Origin of the sequence: Acinetobacter sp. ANC 4169, assembly GCF_002135355.1 — a bacterium.
Taxonomy (GTDB): domain Bacteria; phylum Pseudomonadota; class Gammaproteobacteria; order Pseudomonadales; family Moraxellaceae; genus Acinetobacter.
Genome location: NZ_NEGE01000005.1, coordinates 24,031 through 42,477, shown reverse-complemented (window position 1 = coordinate 42,477; position 18,447 = coordinate 24,031). Strand labels below are relative to the sequence as shown.

Sequence of the window (18,447 nt, the reverse complement as noted above, 5' to 3'; positions counted from 1 at the left end):
AATTCAATGATGAAACTGACTCAAGCCGATTTTCAGGAACGTCGCGACCGCCTAGCAGAAGAAATGGGTCCGCACAGTATAGCGATTATTGCCACCAGTCCGGTGGCTATGCGTAACCGTGATGCAGATTATAAATTTCGTGCAGATAGCAGTTTTTTCTACCTGACGGGATTTGCAGAACCTGAAGCTGTGGCGGTGATTGAAACTTTTGAGTCGATTGATGAAGGTTATACCTATAGCTTGTTCTGCCGCGAACGTGACCGTGAAATGGAAATATGGCACGGTTATCGTGCCGGTGTCGACGGGGCAGTAGATGATTATGAGGCGGACGAGGCTTATGCGATTGACCTGCTGGATGAAGAAATTATCGAGAAACTGTTCGATAAACAAAAATTGTTCTATCGGATTGGGCAGCAGGCTGATTTTGATGCCCGTGTAGCAAAATGGCTTACTCAGGCCAATGGCGAATCACGTAAAGGTACTTCTGCACCTGCGCATGTGATTCAGCTGGACCGCATTCTGGATGAAATGCGTTTACACAAATCCGAAAAAGAAATCAAGTTGATGCAACTTGCATCGAATATCAGTGCTGAAGCGCATACTCGCGCCATGCAAACCGTGAAACCGGGCATGATGGAATATGCGCTGGAAGCAGAATTGAATTATGTGTTCGGTAAAAATGGCTGCCTACCTTCCTACAATAGTATTGTGGGTGGAGGTAAAAATGGCTGTATCTTGCATTATGTGGAAAATGACCAAGAGCTAAAGGATGGTGATTTGGTGCTGATAGATGCGGCATGTGAATATCAGTTATATGCCTCAGACATCACCCGTACTTTCCCGGTCAACGGCAAGTTTAGTCCTGAACAAAGAGCCTTATATAACGTGGTACTCGATTCGCAAATTGCTGCAATTGATGCGGTGCGTATTGGTAACTCGTATAAAGAACCGCACAATGTGGCGGTACGCATTCTGGTTCAAGGCTTATTAGACCTCGGCATTATGCAAGGTGATCTTGAAGAAATTATCGAAAAAGAAACTTTCCGCCAGTTCTATATGCATGGTACCGGTCATTGGCTGGGCATGGACGTGCATGATGTCGGTTCATATAAACAGGATGGTGAATGGCGTGCCTATGAAGACGGCATGGTGGTTACTGTAGAACCGGGGTTATACATTGCACCCGATGATGAAACTGTTGATGCCAAATGGCGTGGTATTGGTATCCGTATTGAAGACGATGTGGTGGCTACCGAAAATGGCCCACTGGTGCTCACTAAAAATGTAGTAAAAACCGTAGCAGATATTGAAGCATTGATGGCAAAAGCGAAAGTAGCCTAAGCGAAAGTGTATGTTAAAAGCCGGTCAGATGATCGGCTTTTTTACTTACGCGTTTCGCGAATAACTTAAATAAAACTAACCAGATTAAAAATTACGACTTATAAAATCACATTAATTCAACACAAGAAATCGGTTTTTTGCATCAAAGCAACATATTCAATGGGCTTTCTTTTCCATAATTTCTCTGATCCTTAAATAAACTAAAGAAGAGTGGGAGAAAAATTATGAGATTAAATACTATAGACTGGATTGCCTATGCTTTAGCGATTATTGGCGGCCTAAATTGGGGCTTAATTGGTGCATTCGATTTCAATTTGGTCGCTGCAATCTTTGGTGAAATGAGCACCTTATCTCGAATTGTGTATGTCCTGGTGGGTTTATCTGCACTTTATTTAATCTATACAGGCACGAAATTAGGCAGAACAGTACATCATACTGATACACATACAAATATTGTGCGTTAACAGCCAAGCTTTGAATGTATAGATTAACTTGAACCCTGATGAAGTCGATGGTTGCATCATTTATATTATCGGCTTATTTGGCTGAACTCATTTCCCTAAACAAAAACGGAGCCTAAGCTCCGTTTTTTTATGCGAATAAGTCGAGAACTATATTTTTTTATGCGGGAAGTTCTAATCGATATAGAACCGAGAGCTCAACGTTTCAACATATTTTACTATGTTGGAAATTTTAAAATTATTCCTGCAATTCGGGTAAAAGGAAAAATTCCTTGTATGGCGAAAAGCTAGCAATGTATGAGCAGCTGTATAGCTGAAATTTACCCACACTCCCATATCAAGAACAAGCAAAGCTCTAATTCATTATAAAAATGAAAATCTTTGATGTAATATAAAATCCATTACAGCTTATACGTATTTCGATAAATCTCCTGAATTCGAATACCTGATAAAAAAGGATGAAAGCATGCAGCAAGAAGTCATCATTGTTGGCGGCGGTATGGTCGGACTCAGTCTGGCTTTAATGTTGGCAAAGGCTAATATCGGGGTGAAGCTGCTCGAAGCCATCAAATACCCAAATTATGATGATGCCCATCTTGCACCTTATCACTCCAGTTTTGATGCACGAAACAGTGCCTTGTCACGCCGTAGTGTACAGATTTATCAGGAACTGGGCTTATGGAATGCCTTGCAAGAACATGCTACTCCTATTTTAGAAGTGCATATTACCGAACAGGGCAGCTTTGGTAAGGCACGTTTAAAAGCAGAACAGGAAAAAGTCGAAAGCTTTGGTCAAGTGATTGAAAATGCATGGCTGGGGCGTGTGCTGCTTACTGAAGTACGTCAACAGCCTTTAATTGAATTGATTGATGGTGTACAAGTCACTTCACTGAAACAAGATTCTGATCAAGCTTTTATCGAAGCACAACGTGGCGAAGAAACATTATCTTTACAAGCAAAACTGCTGATCGCTGCCGATGGCCGTGATTCTTTTTGCCGTAAAGCCCTAGGGATTGGCGCATCAGAACATGATTATGATCAGGTCGCCATCGTAACTACGGTGCAAACCTCAAAACCGCATAACCATGTCGGCTTTGAACGTTTTAGCCCGCTTGGACCATTGGCATTATTGCCATTACCGGGTGAATACCGCCGTTCAGTGGTCTGGCCGGTGAAAAAAGGCACAGAAGGGGAATGGTTAGGCGAAGAAAACGATCAACACTTTTTAGATGCCTTACAGGAAACTTATGGTGACCGTGCCGGAAAATTCCAGAAAACAGGTCGCCGTTTTAGCTTCCCACTTTCACAAGTGTTAGCTGAAAAACAGGCGGTCGGTCGTGTAGTCCTGATGGGGAATGCAGCGCATACCATTCACCCGGTAGCAGGTCAGGGCTTTAACCTGTGTATGCGTGATGCCTATGTGTTGGTACGCTATTTAACCGAACAACTGGCACAAGCAGCCGACTTGGGGGATGCAGCCATGTTGCTGGATTATGAAAAATCACGTCTGACCGATCAACAACGGGTGATTAAGTTCTGTGACAGTGTGGTGCGTGGTTTTAGTAACCAGAATCCGATGCTGAAATTAATACGCAATACCGGACTGGTGGCTTTTGATACCATTCCCGGCATTAAGCCGCTGGTGGCCAACTATGCCATGGGGTTAAAAGCATGACACTTAACCAAAATAGCAACATTCGTGATGTAGTAATTGTGGGTGGCGGTCTGGTTGGCGGTCTGACTGCATTGTTGCTTGCTCAAGGCGGTGTGCAGGCAACCGTACTGGATGCGGCTCCCATTCTAGATGCAGAAAAAACCAAGGCCATTGCCAATCCGCGGGTATTGGCCTTAAGTCAGGCGACCATTCATTTGCTGAAAACGGTCGGGGTCTGGGAAAAGCTGGCACGCCAGATGCCTTATAGCGGCATGCAGGTGTGGAATAAAAATGGCTATGGTGAAATCAATTTCGGTCAGCTATCCATAAAAACACCAACGGCTGAACAGGCATTGGGTTCAATGGTCGAGCCGAGTATCCTCAATCTGGCGATTCAGCAACACATGCTGCAACAGCTTGAAGATTACCGCACTCAGGTCAAGGTAACAGCTATAGAGCAGGGTATAGCAGGCATTTGGCATATTCATCTGGCGGATGGAACCCAGTTGAAAACCAAGCTGCTGATTGGTGCAGATGGCGCCAATTCTTTTGTCCGTGAACAGGCCTTTATTGATCTGGATATCCTCGATTACAAGCAGGCTGGCCTGACTTGCGCGATTCGTACCGCCCAACCGCATCAGCATGTGGCCCGACAAATTTTTCTGGAAACGGGACCGTTGGCCTTTTTACCGATGGCCAGTTTAAAGCCGGAACAGGATGGCTATTGGCAATCGATTGTCTGGACCTTGCCAGACGATTATGCAGAAGAATATGCGGCATTGAATGATAGTGATTTTACTGCGTTGCTCACACGTGAAAGCCATCATATGTTGGGCGAAGTTTTAGAGGCAACGCCACGAGCACAGTTCCCACTGAAAGCGCGTGCTGCACAGCAGTATGTCAAAGCCGGTTTAGCCTTGATTGGAGATGCTGCACATGTGATTCACCCGCTTGCCGGTCAGGGGGTGAATATTGGTTGCTTGGATGCCGCCATTTTATGTGATGCACTGCTGCATGATCTAAAACGTGGGGTATGGGCACATGAACAGACTTTGCAACGCTATGAACACCGCCGCAAAGGTCAAAATGATGCCATGATGCATAGCATGTCTGCGATTGGATGGATGGAAACCACCCAGCTTTTCCCGGTGGTTTGGGCCCGAAATTTTGGCTTAAAACAGGTGGAACAACATGCGGCATTAAAAGATGCCTTTATGTCACAAGCCAACGGATTACAAACCTTAAAAGATACTTGTTATGCCGTTTGAAACTGAAGAACCATTTTTTGTACAAATATTTATACAAGTTTACTTTTTTGATTAAAAAAGATACGATTTTTTTAAAATTGACCCTATGCGAAACGTGCAGAGATTGTTAAATTTCTTCCTAATTCGCAATCAATTTAAACTGGATTGATAGAAGTCATTTGTGGGGAGAAAGAAAGATGACAGATATGAATGACTACGATGATGTAGAAGAAACTGCAGTCGATGAAGATGAAGCAAAAGCTGCTGAAAAAGGTGCGTCTGACAGTGATACAACTGCAACTGATGGTGATGTTGCTGAAGCTGAAACACTTACAGTGACTGCCAAACTGAAACAGCGTCAAGCTTTGGAAGATGAAGTTGCTGCTTTCCTTGCTCGTGGTGGTCGTATCACTGAAGTACCTGCAGATGAGTCAGCAAAAGATTAATTGAATCTTTTGCCGGGTTTCGCTACAGAATAAAAAAGCATCACTAAAGTGATGCTTTTTGTTTTGAGCTGACAGCCGCTCAGATTTTATTGCTGAGTTCCAACGCACGTTGATAAGCCACTTTCTTTTTAATTCCGGTCAAGTCTGCAGCCAGTTGCGAAGCGGCCTTTACTGATAAGTCCTGTAATAAACGGCTCAATAACTGGTCCAGTTTTTCCTGTTCCAGATCCTTTTCTTCAGTTGCACCGCCAATCACCAGCACAATTTCACCTTTTTGCTGGTTGTGGTCAGCTTCAATAAACTGCACCAGTTCTGCCAAGGTCATCTTTTTGATGGTTTCAAAGGTCTTGGTAATTTCACGGGCAAAACCCACTGGGCGATCGGCACCAAACACCTGTGCCATATCTTTCACTGATTCCAGAATACGATGCGGTGCTTCATAAAAAATCAGGGTTTGGGTTTCATCTTTCAGCTTTTCTAACTGGCTAAGCCGCTGGCTTTGGCGAGAAGGCAAAAAACCTTCAAAACTAAAACGGTCACTCGGTAAACCGACTGAACTGAGCGCGGCAATGGCTGCACATGCACCAGGTACCGGAACCACACGGATATTGTGCTGCTGAGCTGCACGAACCAGTTTAAAACCCGGATCGCTAATCAGCGGCGTTCCTGCATCACTAATCAGCGCCATGTTCTCGCCGTTTAGTAGTCTTTGAATCAATACATCAATTTTATTGCTTTCATTATGTTCGTGACAGGCAGTAAGCGGAGTTGTAATATTAAAGTGCTTTAATAATTGAGCAGAAGTGCGCGTATCTTCTGCCGCGATGATACTTACAGACTTTAGAATATCAATAGCACGATAAGTAATGTCATCTAAGTGCCCAATTGGGGTCGCTACAACAAATAACTGAGCACTCATAAGGTTTCTCCAATGTTGAATAATAAAAAAATATTGATGAGCTTCATCCTGTATTGCATTTTGAATCACGCCCAAGCTGAAGTGCTGGTCATTTTACCCGAATCGGGACCTTTGGCGCGAGCCGGATTAAGTATCAAACAGGGTTTTATGAGTGCTTATCAGGCATCAGACCTGAAAACGCCAATTAGATTTGTAAACTCGGACAAAAAACAAATCGCGCAGTTGCTTAAACAAAATGTCAATAAAAAAACCCAACTGGTGATTGGACCCTTGGCACGTCAAGATGTGGAAGCTGTAATCAAGACACAGCCGAAGGTTCGGGTTTTGGCTTTGAATGAGGTGTCATCGCAGTTTGCCAATGTGGGACAATTTAGTTTGTCCAAGCAGGATGATGCGGTGGCGCTAGATCAGGTATTACAAAATGACAAAATCAAAGAGCTATATGTTTTGCAGCAAAAGGATTCTGAAATTGACAATGAACTGTTTTTGATTTCTTTGCTTACCCAGACAGATTATCCGCTAAATTTAATTGAGGAAGCCCCGAAAAAATTAAATAAACAAACCGGTTTATTGTTACTGGGCAATAATAGCTGGCTAAATAAGCTGGCAAAGCTGCCACATAAAAATATCTATATCTTAGCCAATGCCATTGAACAAGATCAGGCATTACCCGTAGGGGTGAAGTTTTGTGATGCTCCGGCTTTATATGGCACTGAATGGCCAGATGTCATGCAAGCCAATCAGCAAAACAGCGTTTCCATGGCCTATCAGCGCCTGATCGCCTTTGGTGGTGATGCCTGGCATATTGCAAGCCAGTATTTAGTAGAGCCCCATTTAAAAAACCTACAGTTTCAGGGACGTACTGGCTTGATTCAAATCAATAATAACCTAATTCACCGGATTCCCCATTGTTATGAAAATACCAAAAAAGGGATCAGGGCATTGTGATGTCAAATCTTCCAGCGCATTTAAATTTGGGGCAATGGGCTGAACAGCAAGCTTTAAAGTTAGTAAGGGAACACGGTTTTCAGTTGATTGTAGCAAATTACCATTGTCGTTATGGGGAAATTGATTTAATTGTACATAAAGCTCAGGAACTGATTTTTGTCGAAGTGAAAGCGCGTTCAGTGACCCAATATGCCCAGTCCTGTGAAAGCATTTCTTTTTCTAAACAGCGCAAGATTATGAAATCGGCACTGTGCTTTTTGCATGCTTATCCGGAATATCAAACTTGTTATTGTCGCTTTGATGTGATTTGTTTTGATTTTCTTCAACAATTTGCAAAAACCATACAGCAAGATTTTTCCAAATTCACTTATGATCAACAATGGATTGAAAATGCTTTTACTTTTGATCAAGAGTTTATTAATCTTTGAACAAAATCAGAGCATAAATGCTGAAATAAAATAGAACTGAATAATGAGGAGTCTTGCTGAGTGTTTAACCGTATTGCAATGACGTTACTGTGTGTAGCAAGTTTATCTGGTTGTGCAAGTTTTATCTCGAGTGGCACAGGATCGGCCCCGGTAGGGACAGAAAGTGGCGCCCGTTCTCTGGGACAGGTATTTATCGATTCCTCTATAGAACGTACCGCTAAAATCAATTTATATAAATTAGACAGCCGCTTTAAACAATCTCGCGTCAATATAGAAAGTTTTCATGGCAATGTATTATTAACCGGTCAAGTGCCGGATGCACACTTAAAGCAGTTGGCTGAAGATAATGTCCGTGCCATGAGTGATGTTAAAACCGTGCATAATTACATTACTGTCGGTAACCAGATTGGTTATGGCACGATCATGCAAGATACCACCGTGACTGCGAATACCCGTGGCCTGATTATGAAAGCCGTAGTGGTATCTGACAGTAAAGTACGCATTCACACCGAAGATGGTGTTTTATATGTGATGGGGCGTTTAAATACCGCAGAAATTAATGATCTGAATCAAGTGCTGCAGCAAGTTGGCAATGTCACTAAAATCATTACCCTGATTGATAATGTTGAACAGTCTAGAGCGGTGACTTCAAGCTTGAGTAGTGCCCTTGTGAATGCACAACCGGTGGAACAGACACCAGTGGCCATTGATCCCGATCAAGCAGAGCCAACCTATGCTCAATAAGGTTGTACAAGCAGTTAGAAAGGGAATTCAGCCAAAACTCGAAAAAGCGAAAATACTCTACAAAGATTTTCGCCTTTACGATTTTGGCAGTTATGCCCTTAACCGTTTAACCCCACGCAAAGGTTATACGCTGCATGAAAATATTGCTTATGGTTTAAAAGCACGTCAGCGGTTTGATATTTTCTCCGCTGCATCTCCGCTTGAGCAGCGGCCTTTAATCGTGTTTGTCCACGGTGGGGCATGGTTGCATGGTGATAAAAAAGATTATCGTTTTGTCGGTGAAGCCTTTGCCAAAGAAGGTTATGACGTTGCGGTGATTAATTATCATCTTGCACCAGAACATGTGTTTCCAAGTTATATTGATGACCTGAGTTTGGCGCTGAATTATTTGACTCAGCATCAATCCAGACTAAATATTCGGACTGAAAAAATAGTACTGATGGGGCATTCAGCCGGTGCCTTTAATGTGATGTCGGCGCTCTATCATCCCCATCCTTATAGTCTGCAATGCCGTTCTCAGATCCGTGCCATTATTGGTCTGTCGGGACCATATCATTTTGATTATAAAGATGATCCGCTATGTGCAGAGGCCTTTGATCAGAGCGTGCCTTATCAACAGGTGATGCCTTACTATTTTGTTGAATCCAATCAGGTGCGGCATTACCTGTTTTTGGCCGCAAATGATCAAGTGGTAGGACATAGTAATTCGCAGGATTTGCACCGTATTTTGCAGGAAAAGGGCAATTACAGCCAAATGATTACCATTCCCGGAACAGGGCATGTTTCTATTATGGGTTCGGTATCGAGTCTGTTTAGCCGTTATTTTCAGACCAAGCAACAAATTTTAATAGTGCTGGAAGAAGCCTTAAAAACTTGACTTACAGCCACTCACGGGTGTCATCTGCAACCGGATGACCGTCGGTGATGTGTTTAATCATGGCATAAGCAATACTGCCTTTAAATGGAATTTCAGGCAGTTGATCAAATTTAAAAAATTGTGCATCGCTAATTTCTTCCTCTTGTAGCTGGATGTCACCAGAAGCATATTCAGCACGGAAGGCGAGCATCAAATTACTTGGAAATGGCCAGGGTTGGCTGGCAAGATATTGCACATTTTTTACTTTTAAACCCACTTCTTCAAAAGTTTCACGGCGTACTGCTTCTTCTAAAGTTTCTCCAACTTCGACAAAACCGGCAATAAGTCCATACATATTGCTTTTGTTTTTCGCATTTTTTGCCAGCAGGATTTCATCATCACCCCGAGTAATGACCGTGATCACGCAAGGTTGTACCCGCGGATACTGGTGATAACGGCATGCAGGGCAAACCATGGCATATTCAGTCGGATGAACTTCGGTTTTATGACCACAATGACTACAGAACTGATGATTTCTGCGCCATTCTAAAAGCTGGATGGCACGACTGGCTGTTTCAAACTGTTTGGTATCCCACAGCGTTAATAACTGGCGGATGGGAACCAGTTGCAGGCCACTAGGAATAGGTTCGTTTTCAAGAAGATCACGGGCAATCACTTGATCACCCGTGCTGAAGTGAAGGTCACTTGCTACACGTTCTACTCGGGGAAGTTGAAAGTTTTCATCGACTAAAATTTGATGTTGATGAAAGATATAAGCAAGTGACAATTCAGACATTAGGCAACAGTTTTCAGTTTTTCGCTACTTTGCAATGCTACATCAAACATGGACTGCAGGACAGGCTGTTTCGATTTTAAATTGTCAATCAGCATATCGGCACTGGCTAAAGTATCGAGAGCATGATTGATCTGTTCAGCACTGATGGTTGCAGAATTTTCCAATTGTTGCTGAATAAACGCTGCCGCAGTATTTAATGAAGTCTGACCTGATTCAGCATTTAAGAACAGCAGGGCGCCACCAATTTCACGTAATTGGGTTGGGATGTTTTCCAAGCCTGCCAGATTCTGATCTTGTAGATATTGCATTAAAGATTCGCTGGTCTGTCCAACTGCTGCTTTAGTTTCGTTGAGTAAAGCATCGTGTGCTTCATCTAAACGGTCTAAAGAGATGTTCATGTTGTGGACGCGAAGCTGTAAACGGCTTGAAGTATGATGACGTTCCAGAACGCCAATCGAATTCATGGCCGATAAAATACAATTCATCAATTGTTGTGCGAAACTTTCATCTTTAAGCACTTCAGTCTTTTCCAGCAAGCTGGCTTGACGGGATAAATCATTGAAAGCTTCATTCAGATTGAGCACTTTGAAAATGTTGGCAAGACTAATCAGTTTGTCTTGTAGTTCCCGCGTTTTCTCAGGAGTCATGTTTTGATAGTTGAATTCAATATCATTACGAATTTGTGCCATTTCTGTGGTCACAAGTTCACTAATGGTATGCATGGTATCAAAATCTGGGCCATACAGATGACGGCTAAATACCTGCAATTGAGTATCGGTTAAATGATCTTCAGCTACGTTTAACTGGCTACGGATATGCTGCGCAGTATCATCTTCCTGACTAATACACAAACTTAAGATGTTGGCTAAATCGACCAGACTTGGCTTGAAGCGATCTGAAGCATTGAAATATTGCGCCATATTTCGCTCAATACTGACCAGCGTGCGTAAACGCGGATCATTCAGCAGCAAATGATCGATTTGATTAAATGCGACGTGCACCAGATTCCAATATTGCTTGCTTGGCGTATTTTCAGCCAGACCTGCTAAATATGCACCGACCAATTTAATCGCCTGTAGATCAAATTCAGTTTCTTCCTGCTTAATCAGCTTGTGTAAAGACAGTTTATACAGGCGGTGGATGTACTGGGATTTTTCCAGACTCGGTGCTTGAGGCAGCTGAAAATCAGGAGTAATACAGTCCAGCAATGACTCGATATGCTGACCTTCATGAGTAATAGGTTTACCCAGCACAATTTCCAGACGGTTCAAGGTGTCGAGCAGGAACTGGGGAATTTTAACTTCGCGTAAGCAAATAAATTCGATATAGCGTTTCAACATGGTGGTCCCTTCACTTAAGGCCACCACTTCCTGTGTGTTAATTTGCGCAGGATTCCCCATAATTTTGCGCATCAACTCTGCTGAATATTGAGCAATTTTAGCCAAACTTTGCATATCGATGAGTGCAAGAACCTGAGCACATTGCTCAAATTGATTCAACGCATCATCAATACCAAAAGGTAAAGTCTGGTCTTCTGCTAGGGAACTAACCGCTGATTCAACTAATTTAATTGAATTATCAACCTCATTTTTTATTATCAGCAATGCAGTTGGATCAAAATGAATTGAGGTTTGGTAAGACATGGATCTGCACCTTTCCTAGTGTTTTATCTGTTTATGAGTCGCCTGTTCAAGGCGAAACTTCTTTACATTTAACTATAACTTAACTGTTAAACGTTTAAATACAAAAAACCACTAGAAATGTAGATTTTATTTTGTAAAAAGACAAGCTGTTCCATGTTTTTCTTCAAATTGTTTGACCCAATTCTCATGTGCGTGCAGTTCTTCGGCTGAAGGTAAAATCACAGGCAGGTCTATTTGTACTGTGCTACGTGCAGTTTGGCCTTGCTGTTGCTCGGCTTCAGTCAGGGTATCCATATCAAAGGAAACCTGACCACCGGTCATGGCCAGATAGACATCCGATAAAATTTCGGCATCCAGTAACGCACCATGGAAAGTACGGTCACGTTGCGGAATTTCATAACGGCGCACCAAAGCATCGAGGGAGTTTTTTTGTCCCGGGTGTTTGCTCTTGGCCATGGCCAGGGTATCGGTCACTGCACACACTTCCGATAATGCAACAAAGCCTGCGCGCTTGAACTCCATATCGAGGAAGTTCATATCGAAGGTCGCATTATGCGCGATAATTTCTGCGCCTTTTAAATAGTCAAACAGCACATCGGCAATGTCTGCATAAAGCGGTTTGTCTTTCAAGAACTCATCTGAAATACCATGGATGTTTTCAGATTCACCAACAGGTTTTTGCGGATTGATATAAATGTGAATGGAGCTGCCGGTCAGTTTGCGGTTGACCATTTCAATTGCCCCGACCTCAATAATGCGGTCAGTGTCCTGAAAGTAGAAACCGGTGGTTTCTGTATCCAGAATCAGTTGGCGTGGGCCATGAACTTCTTTGGTTCGTGGGGTAATCACGATATGAGGGTGCAGCGGTTTTGCGGAAGCAGGTGTTGCACTTTCTAAAACAGGTTCTGGAATTTCTGCTTGGTGTTGCAAGCTCTCTGCCTGATGGTTTTCCTGTTCTGCATTTTCTAAAGCTTTGTTGTCTAGGGCTTGGTTTTCTAAAGCTGCACTATCCAAAACTTCGCTCTCATCTTGCAGCTCGGCTTCCATCAGGTCGAAACCAAAGGGGTCATCTAGTAACCAGTCCTTTTCAGCTTTTTTTTTATCCAGCGTATCGGCCTGTTCTGGTCCAGTTCCGGCTGATGCTAAGGGATTTTTCATGGTTTTTAAGGTTTGATCGGCACCCTGGTTGGCCAGCTGATCGGCCATTTCGTTGCCTGGATGTCCGGCATGGCCTTTAATCCAGTTCCACTCGATTTCACGACCCTGACAAGTCGCATCCAGCAATTTCCACAGGTCCGGATTTTTGACATCCTTCCAGTTTTTCTTTTTCCAGCCATGAATCCATTCGGTAATGCCTTGTTTGACATATTTGGAGTCGGTCCAGATGATCAGTTTGGCATCTTGTGGGCAAAATTTAATGCCTTCAATTGCCGCGGTGAGTTCCATGCGGTTATTGGTGGTTTCTGCTTCTCCGCCATAAATTTTATGCTTTTCTGATTCGGTAATGATATATGCACCCCAACCGCCTAAACCAGGATTGCCACGACAAGCGCCATCGACATAGAGAGTGATTGTTTGAGTCATATAAACCAAATCCGAACGCTAAAATAAGAGTCAAGTTAAACCAAGTGATTGGCATATTGTATAACGCAATTCCACTTTAAAAGTGTATTACATGGTTATTTTTTAAATTCTTGTAACATTTATAGTGAAATCGCGCTAAATTAATCCCTTGTGTCTACCCCATGCTTCACTACAATGGCAGATCTAAAAAATAAATTTTATACGAGTTGTTTGGATTTTTTTATGTATAAACCAACCGCGATTTTGTGGCAGCCTACATTACCCAATTTTTTAAAAATAACTGTACTGGGTTCAGCTTTAGCTGCTTTGGGGCTGACAGGATGTTCCTCCAGCCAGAGTGCAACACATGGCTCAAAATCGAAAATGGTCGGTTCATCCGGATATCTGGATGCCAACAGCCTGGATTCATTAGAAGATTTATTGTCTGCAACCGATATGAGGGCGGTAGAAGGTGACCGCTTGCTGATCTTGAAACATGGTGATGTGTGGAAGCGTATGACCGTCGGTTTCAAGATGGATCAGACTCATTGGGACTCTCGTATTGAAGCCCAGCGCGGCTGGTTTATTTCCCGACAACCTTATCTGGACCGGTTAAGTGCCCGTGCATCCCGTTATCTTTATCATACGGTAAAAGAAGCGGAACGTCGTGGTTTACCGACAGAATTGGCTTTATTGCCGATTATTGAAAGTTCATATGACCCTGCAGCGACCAGTAGCGCAGCTGCAGCCGGGATGTGGCAATTTATTCCAAGTACCGGACGTATTTATGGTTTAAGACAAACCAGTTTGTATGATGGCCGTCGTGATGTGGTGGAATCGACCCGTGCAGCCTATGAGTTTTTAGGTGGCTTGTATAACCAGTTTGGGTCATGGGAATTGGCTTTGGCGGCGTATAATGCAGGCCCGGGACGTATCCAGCAAGCCATTAACCGTAATAAGGCGGCAGGTTTACCGACTGATTACTGGTCACTGAAACTGCCTCAGGAAACCATGAACTATGTGCCACGTTTCCTGGCAGTGGCGCAAATTATTAAAAATCCAAATGCTTATGGTGTGTCTTTACCACCGATTGCCAACCGACCACACTTTAGGGAAGTGTCGGTAGGGCCGGTGAGTTTAAATGAAGTGGCATCCGTGACCGGTTTAAGCCGTGCCGAGCTATATCAGCTCAATCCAGGTCATCGTGGCGATTGGATTGATGATCAAAGCCCAATGAAGATCATTATTCCTGCAGATTTAAGTCCTGCTATTGATGCCCGGCTTAAAAAGCTCTCGCCAAATTCAGGTGCGCTATGGGCAAGCACGGCAAAACCATTTACTCCGGAAAGAAGCAATCCACCTGAGTTAAATACTCAAGTAATTAATCCGGTAAAAACGGCGCCACCCGTATTAACGACTACTACTAAAAGTTCTCAGCCAGCCACCACTGCGCCAGTTAAAGCAGCTAACCCTGTAACGGGAACAAAGCCTTCAACAACCGCACGTATAGCTACGCCTCAAGGCTCTGATGCCTTGGCATCTTTTGCTGCAAATAGTGATATTCCAAGTGCACCACGTATTCCTGTTGCGGTGAGTCAGGGAGCCAATGTCAAGCCAGTGACTATAGAACCGCCATTGTCTGCGGCTGAGCGTGAGCAAATTATGGCGGCGGTAAAAGCAGAAGGTGAAAATAAAACCGTAGAACAGGTGCTTCAGCCTGTAGCAAGTAAAGCTGAACAGGAAAAAGTGGTGGCAGAAATTAAAGCCATTGCACCGCAAGGCACCGAAATTGTCGATCCATTTGACGGCAAAATTAAGTTAACTGCCATTCAAACCAGTCTGTCAGTGGCTGAGCAGCAAGGTAAGGAATTAACCAAAGGTTTTGCTTATCCAAAAGGTGTGGCGGAAAGTACCAAGGCGGACTCTGATGAAGCTAAACGCAACCAGGGTAAAAACTACGTTAAGACCGATTCAGAAGTTGTTGTTACCGCACCTAAAGGAAAACGTACTACTTATACCGTTCTGCCGGGTGATACTTTGGCGGTCATTGCCATGAAAAATGGCTTAAACTGGCGCGATGTAGCGAAATGGAACCAGATTGATCCAAACTCGCCGCTGTATGTGGGAACCAGTATTTATTTGTACGATGCCAAACCACAAACTACAGAAACCTCTGCATCGTCTAAGTCTAAAGCACAGCCTGAAACTTATGTGGTTCAAGCCAATGATAGTCTGACCGGTGTGGCTAGCCAATTTGGCTTGTCGGTGAAACAGCTGGCCGATTACAACAATTTGTCGGTTAGCAGTGGTTTGCGTGTAGGGCAAAAATTATCGTTAAAAGAAACTGCGCAAAGTAATTCCGATACTGCTGAAACCAAGACCAATAATTCAAAATCCACTGCCAAAGTGAAAACCAAGTCCTATGTAGTTAAACGTGGCGAATATCTCAAGCTGATTGCAGACCGTTATGCCTTGTCCAATCAGGAGCTGGCTGATTTAACCAGTGGCTTGACTGCGGGCAGCAGCTTAAGGGTGGGACAAAAAATTAATGTGCCATTAAATGAAGTTGACACCAATCCAGAAACCAAGCAGGAAGAAAAAGCCAATTCTGTGAAAGCAGAAAATGCTACTGGGGAATCTTCGTATAAAACTGAAATTTATCTCGTTCAACGTGGCGATACCCTGTCGAGCATTGCAGCCAAATCGAAAATTTCAGTCACTGAATTGGCACAGCTGAACAAAATATCCCATACGCATGGTTTACAAGTGGGTCAAAGCCTGAAGATTCCTGCAAGTTCAACTGTTCCGGATAGTTATACCGTGCAATCGGGGGATAGCCTGTCTGCCATTTCGGCCAAATATAATTTAGGCATGGATTATATTGCCAATATTAACGGAATTAACCGCAATACTGGCTTACGCGTGGGGCAGCGTTTAAAGCTCAGCGGTGAAGAACCCGTCGCAGCGCCTAACAAAGCAGACGTCAAAGTTGAAAAAGTCAGCTTTGCAAAGAGCGATAGCCATGTGGTTAAACCAGGTGAAACATTAAGCAGCATTGCGAAAAAATACCATTTACAACTGGATTATTTGGCTGCGTTAAATGGTTTAACCCGCAATTCAACGGTACGTATCGGGCAACGTTTAAAAATCGAGGGTGATTTGCCACAGCTTGAAACTAAGGCAGAAGCTGCGGTAACAAAAGCAGTGAAATCATCGAAAAGTACCGATGCATATACCGTAAAGTCAGGTGAATCTTTAAATGCCATTGCCAATCGGGTCGGTGTATCGGTTGCCGAATTGGCAGCGATGAATGATTTAAATGCCCGTGCTGGTTTACGTGTGGGGCAGCAGATTGTGCTACCTAAAACTGTGGTTGAATATAAAATCAAACGTGGTGACACTTTAATCGGGCTGGCTAACCGTTATGGTTTGGATAGCGCGAAACTCGCAGAAATGAATGATATGCAACCCAATAAACAATTGCGTATTGGTGAAGTGATTAAAGTTCCAAACTTATAATAATGCAAAGACAGGGAGTCGTTTAGATGTCATTTGCTATCGCAAAACGCTTGAGTTTTGCCTGTGGGATGAGTCTGTTGACTCAAGGGCTGTGGGCTGCTGTGCAGACCACCCCCTACATTGCAGTACATAGCCAGCCGAAATATGCCGACTTGTCAGTCATGCCTTATGCCAATGCCCGAGCGCCTAAGGGCGGTTATTTAAGTACCGCCAGCAATGGTACTTTTGACAATCTAAACAGTATGAATGGCAAAGGCAGCTCAACGGATGGGGTGGAATTTCTGTTTGATTCGCTGATGTCGAATTCGCTGGATGAGCCGGGGGTGATGTATCCCTTGCTGGCCGAAAAAGTGACTTATGATCCTGAGCAAACCAGATACGTCATTTTTCATCTTAATCCCAAAGCACGTTTTAGTGATGGCAGTGAAGTTACCGCACAAGATGTAAAATTCAGTTTTGATACCTATAAAACCAAGTCTAATCCGGGACTGCAAATGTATCTGTCTGATCTGGAGAAAACCGAAGTGTTGTCCAAATATGCGGTCAAGATGAGTTTTAAGTCCGGCAATAATTCGGAAATGCCGCTGATTCTGGCACAAATGCCGATCTATTCCAAAAAAGATTGGCAGAATAAGGATTTCACCCGGGTCACCATGCAACCGATTTTAGGTTCCGGTCCGTATCTGATTGACCGTATCGATGCAGGTCGAAGTATTAGCTATAAACGCAATCCCAAATACTGGGGTAAAGATTTACCAGTAAACACAGGGCGTTATAACTTTGACCGTTTGAAGTATGTCTACTACCGCAATCTGGACATTGCTTTTGAAGGTTTTAAGTCGGGCCAATATACCCTGCATGAAGAATTTACCGCGCGTAAATGGGTGACTGAATATCATTTTCCTGCGGTCAAAGCAGGCATGGTGGTGAAATACAGGTTCCAGCACCACAACCCGATTCCAACACAAAGTTTTGTGTTTAATACCCGCCGTGCACCTTTTCAAGACATTAAATTCCGCCAAGCGATTACTTATGCCTACGATTTTGAATGGCAAAACAAAGCGTTGTTCTATGGCCAATATCAACGGCTACAGAGTTATTTTGCCAATAGTGAACTGGAAGCCAAAGGCACGCCAAACCCTGCAGAGCTGGCAATTTTAAAACCCTATTTAGCCAGACTGAGTCCCATTCAGCGGCAGGGTGTCGTTCAAAACTGGAAATACCCGGTGTCTGATGCCAGCGGGTTTAACCGCAATAATCTGCTCACAGCCCGTCAGCTACTCATAAAAGCCGGCTATACCTTTAAAAATGGTCGCTTGCTCGATACCAAAGGCAAGCCGATCCGGATTGAATTTCTGATTCATCAAGATGGTTTGCAGCGCACTTTAATGCCTTTTATCCGCAATATGAAACGTTTGGGAATCGAAGTTGCTATCCGTCATGTCGATGTGCCGCAATATATCGAGCGTATGCGCAGCAAGGATTTTGATATGACCACCAGTGTAATGCCGCAGTCACTCAATCCGGGCAATGAACAGGCACAGTTCTGGGGCAGTGCCTCGGCAGATCAACCAGGGAATTACAACTATGCAGGCATTAAAAATCCTGTGATTGACGACATGGTACAACAGGTCATTCGTGCGCCGAGCCGTGAGCAACTGGTCATCAGAACCCGGGTGCTGGATCGTTTGCTGCGTGCCGGTTATTATCAGATTCCGACCTATGGTAAGGGTGAAAACTGGTTTGCTTACTGGAATATGTATCATCAACCGAAAGTGAAACCGAAGCTGTCATCCGGTATTGACTATTGGTGGAGCGATGCCGAACAAGCGAAAAAAGTTACTCATTATTTACGTCAACAATAAAGCAATAGTGCAGGCAC

At 43.6% G+C, this 18,447-nt stretch carries 15 protein-coding genes; 11 read left to right on the top strand and 4 right to left on the bottom strand.

Going from position 1 to position 18,447, the window contains the following annotated elements:
- Nucleotides 1-9 precede the first annotated feature (9 nt).
- The 5 genes from pepP to B9T26_RS05125 all read left to right on the top strand — a co-directional run bounded on the left by pepP (nt 10) and on the right by B9T26_RS05125 (nt 5,149).
- Complete coding sequence (gene pepP, locus B9T26_RS05145; RefSeq protein ID WP_171262944.1) at nt 10-1,341, top strand: Xaa-Pro aminopeptidase; 1,332 nt, start codon at nt 10-12, stop codon at nt 1,339-1,341.
- Nucleotides 1,342-1,565: 224 nt separating this feature from the next.
- Nucleotides 1,566-1,805 (top strand): DUF378 domain-containing protein, encoded by a 240-nt coding sequence (locus B9T26_RS05140; protein WP_086198682.1) that lies wholly within the window; start codon nt 1,566-1,568, stop codon nt 1,803-1,805.
- Between the two features lie 463 nt (nt 1,806-2,268).
- Nucleotides 2,269-3,477, top strand: coding sequence for a 2-octaprenyl-6-methoxyphenyl hydroxylase (ubiH, locus tag B9T26_RS05135; protein WP_086198681.1), 1,209 nt, complete (start codon nt 2,269-2,271; stop codon nt 3,475-3,477).
- Nucleotides 3,474-4,724, top strand: coding sequence for an FAD-dependent monooxygenase (locus B9T26_RS05130; protein ID WP_086198680.1), 1,251 nt, complete (start codon nt 3,474-3,476; stop codon nt 4,722-4,724). The genes ubiH and B9T26_RS05130 overlap by 4 nt, the downstream gene beginning before the upstream one ends.
- Nucleotides 4,725-4,900: 176 nt before the next feature.
- Nucleotides 4,901-5,149, top strand: a complete 249-nt coding sequence (locus tag B9T26_RS05125) for a hypothetical protein (RefSeq protein ID WP_086175247.1) — start codon at nt 4,901-4,903, stop codon at nt 5,147-5,149.
- A gap of 79 nt (nt 5,150-5,228) precedes the next feature.
- Here B9T26_RS05125 and rsmI read toward each other — a convergent pair whose 3' ends face one another.
- Nucleotides 5,229-6,068: a 16S rRNA (cytidine(1402)-2'-O)-methyltransferase gene (gene rsmI, locus B9T26_RS05120; protein ID WP_086198679.1), complete on the bottom strand. Its 840-nt coding sequence runs from the start codon at nt 6,066-6,068 to the stop codon at nt 5,229-5,231.
- A 12-nt stretch (nt 6,069-6,080) separates the two neighbouring features.
- Between rsmI and B9T26_RS05115 the strand changes: the two genes are divergently transcribed.
- From B9T26_RS05115 to B9T26_RS05100, 4 genes are read left to right on the top strand one after another with little or no spacing between them, the layout of a single operon-like run.
- Nucleotides 6,081-7,016: a penicillin-binding protein activator gene (locus B9T26_RS05115; protein WP_086198678.1), complete on the top strand. Its 936-nt coding sequence runs from the start codon at nt 6,081-6,083 to the stop codon at nt 7,014-7,016.
- Nucleotides 7,016-7,444 carry a YraN family protein gene (locus B9T26_RS05110; RefSeq protein WP_086198677.1) on the top strand — a complete coding sequence of 143 codons (429 nt, stop codon included), beginning with the start codon at nt 7,016-7,018 and terminating at the stop codon, nt 7,442-7,444. The genes B9T26_RS05115 and B9T26_RS05110 overlap by 1 nt, the downstream gene beginning before the upstream one ends.
- Nucleotides 7,445-7,504: 60 nt before the next feature.
- Nucleotides 7,505-8,188, top strand: coding sequence for a BON domain-containing protein (locus B9T26_RS05105; RefSeq protein ID WP_086198676.1), 684 nt, complete (start codon nt 7,505-7,507; stop codon nt 8,186-8,188).
- Nucleotides 8,178-9,065 (top strand): alpha/beta hydrolase, encoded by an 888-nt coding sequence (locus tag B9T26_RS05100; protein WP_086198675.1) that lies wholly within the window; start codon nt 8,178-8,180, stop codon nt 9,063-9,065. Before B9T26_RS05105 ends, B9T26_RS05100 begins: the two co-directional genes overlap by 11 nt.
- A 1-nt stretch (nt 9,066) precedes the next feature.
- Here the strand turns inward: B9T26_RS05100 and nudC are convergent, their stop codons facing one another.
- The 3 genes from nudC to dnaQ all read right to left on the bottom strand — a co-directional run bounded on the left by nudC (nt 9,067) and on the right by dnaQ (nt 13,067).
- A complete protein-coding gene (gene nudC, locus B9T26_RS05095; RefSeq protein WP_086198674.1) occupies nt 9,067-9,840 on the bottom strand; it encodes an NAD(+) diphosphatase in 774 nt (257 codons plus the stop codon).
- Nucleotides 9,840-11,483 (bottom strand): chemotaxis protein, encoded by a 1,644-nt coding sequence (locus B9T26_RS05090; protein WP_086198673.1) that lies wholly within the window; start codon nt 11,481-11,483, stop codon nt 9,840-9,842. The genes nudC and B9T26_RS05090 overlap by 1 nt, the downstream gene beginning before the upstream one ends.
- Before the next feature lie 126 nt (nt 11,484-11,609).
- On the bottom strand, nt 11,610-13,067 hold the full coding sequence (gene dnaQ / locus B9T26_RS05085; RefSeq protein WP_086198672.1) for a DNA polymerase III subunit epsilon: 1,458 nt from the start codon (nt 13,065-13,067) through the stop codon (nt 11,610-11,612).
- A gap of 222 nt (nt 13,068-13,289) precedes the next feature.
- On the opposite strand from dnaQ, the gene B9T26_RS05080 reads away from it, so the two are divergent.
- Together B9T26_RS05080 and B9T26_RS05075 are read left to right on the top strand one after the other, a co-directional pair.
- Nucleotides 13,290-16,565, top strand: coding sequence for a LysM peptidoglycan-binding domain-containing protein (locus B9T26_RS05080; protein WP_086198671.1), 3,276 nt, complete (start codon nt 13,290-13,292; stop codon nt 16,563-16,565).
- A gap of 26 nt (nt 16,566-16,591) precedes the next feature.
- On the top strand, nt 16,592-18,430 hold the full coding sequence (locus B9T26_RS05075; protein WP_086198670.1) for an extracellular solute-binding protein: 1,839 nt from the start codon (nt 16,592-16,594) through the stop codon (nt 18,428-18,430).
- Nucleotides 18,431-18,447: the final 17 nt, after the last annotated feature.